The sequence below is a fragment of the Corynebacterium sp. HMSC071B10 genome (genome assembly GCF_001814825.1).
Lineage (GTDB): Bacteria > Actinomycetota > Actinomycetes > Mycobacteriales > Mycobacteriaceae > Corynebacterium.
This window is the reverse complement of record NZ_KV817975.1, coordinates 1-1,708: the sequence shown is the minus strand read 5'-3', so window position 1 is coordinate 1,708 and position 1,708 is coordinate 1. Positions and strand designations below refer to the sequence as shown.

The 1,708-nt window shown below is 53.0% G+C and carries 2 protein-coding genes; both read left to right on the top strand.

Annotated features, from left to right (window positions below; genetic code table 11):
• On the top strand, positions 1 to 1,256 hold a 1,256-nt coding region (locus HMPREF2990_RS01565), incomplete at its 5' end, for an MATE family efflux transporter (protein WP_083316931.1).
• 74 nt (positions 1,257 to 1,330) lie between these two features.
• Positions 1,331 to 1,597 (top strand): hypothetical protein, encoded by a 267-nt coding sequence (locus HMPREF2990_RS01560; protein ID WP_070762363.1) that lies wholly within the window; start codon positions 1,331 to 1,333, stop codon positions 1,595 to 1,597.
• Positions 1,598 to 1,708 lie beyond the last annotated feature (111 nt).

The following is a 1,708-nucleotide window of genomic DNA, read 5'->3' as shown; positions in this document are numbered from 1 at the left end:
CAATGGCCGTGGGCCTATTAACACCGCTGGGCAATAGAATTGCGTCGGCTCATTCACTCTACGAAAGCAAATCTCGCGAGCGAGCGGACTCCGAACTATCTGCCGCTACGCTGCAACGCGAAATTCGCAACCTCTCACGCGCCGGCTGGCTATTAGCAACTGTCAGCGGTCTAGTGGGAGCACTGGTTCTGATGGCGATTGCCTACGCCCTACCGTTTTTCGGCCAGTCCGCTGAGATTAGTTCCGCAGCCACTTCCATGATGTGGTTGCTCGCGCCAGGTCTTGTTCCTTGTTTGTGGTTCCAAGTCTCCCGTCAGTTTTGTGTAGGCCTCGGCAAACCAAAATCGCTACTACACATAACCGTGGCGATGATCGTAGTGAATGCAGCGTTGAACTACGCGCTCGGTTTTGGATTCGGGCCGTTTCCTGCATTGGGTCTGCTAGGCATTGGACTGTCCACCACACTGGTTCATTTATTGTCGGCCCTAATTTATCTGCGAATCACCATCCGAGATCCCGACCTCTCAACTTTTCTTGCCCTCGATTTCTGGAGTGCCGACGGAGACACGATGCACGGAAGGCTCCGTCACCTCGTCCGCACTCAGCTTCGTCTGGGGCTTCCAGTCTCAGCAACCTACGGAGCCGAAGCGGGCATGTTTTCTGTGCTGGCGATGGTCATGGGATCCTTTGGCACAGAAGCACTCGCAGCGCACAACGTCGTCTATCAAATAACCTTTATTGTTTTCCAGATTGGTGTTGGGTTCTCCCACGGCAGCTCTATTCTTGTGAGTCGCGCTTGGGGTCTGAATGACAACTCCCTTGCACGCCAAGTCGGCATTCGAACTCAAACGATGATGGCTGCCATCGTTGCTGTTGCTTCCGTCAGCTTTCTTTGCGCTCCCCGCCTCGTACTTTCCCCATTTATAAGCAGCTCCGAGAAATCCAATGCCACCGAGACATTAAGCATCGCATTGGGGTTGTTGGCTATTGGCGCAGTGATGGAATTTGTCGATACTGCACAAAACATAGCTATCGGTCTCCTGCGCGGGATTAGCGACACCACTACTGGTTTGAAGGCATCCCTCACTGGTTATTGGATTATAGGTTTGCCAGCTGCTTTAATACTTGCTTTTCCCATCGGTCTAGGGCCTCACGGGGTGTGGTGGGGATTGGTCATCGGGCTTGCCAGTTCTTCAATAATCCTTTGGAGAGCTTTCCTTCTCGCGACGCGTAAAGACCTTACCGTGAAACTCTAAAGAACTCGTCCCTCAAAGCGATATCCACGTCGCAGGTATCCGGTCGTTCACGTTCGTGTGCAACACTTAAAAGCATGGTTGACAAGCAGGCCGACACCTCATCATGCAGCGAAGCCCAACAGGCTTCGCCAGCTTTTGACGAAACTACAGAGTTTTCCACAAACCGGCTCGCAGGCGAGTTCACCGACGAAGACCGTTACGAGATTTTCAATGATGACCAGCTCTCCCTCAAGGCTGCCTTGATTTACCTGGTCGCAGCGCTTGTGGGCGGTTCGGTTATCGCTCTGGCGTCCTGGTTCGCCTTCCACCGCCTGAAGTGTCCCAGGTTTTGTTCCGTTTGAGTAGATGGGAAAATTTGGAACGTGCCAAGGAAATTTGACCAGGATGCGAAGGACCGTGTGGTCCGTCTTGTGGAAGACCGCATCTTGGCGGAAAATATGTCGATGCAAGCC

What these genes read in the sequence shown, in the direction of transcription:
- HMPREF2990_RS01560 (WP_070762363.1), top strand. Translation starts at nt 1,331, where the DNA reads ATGGTTGACAAGCAGGCCGACACCTCATCATGCAGCGAAGCCCAACAG.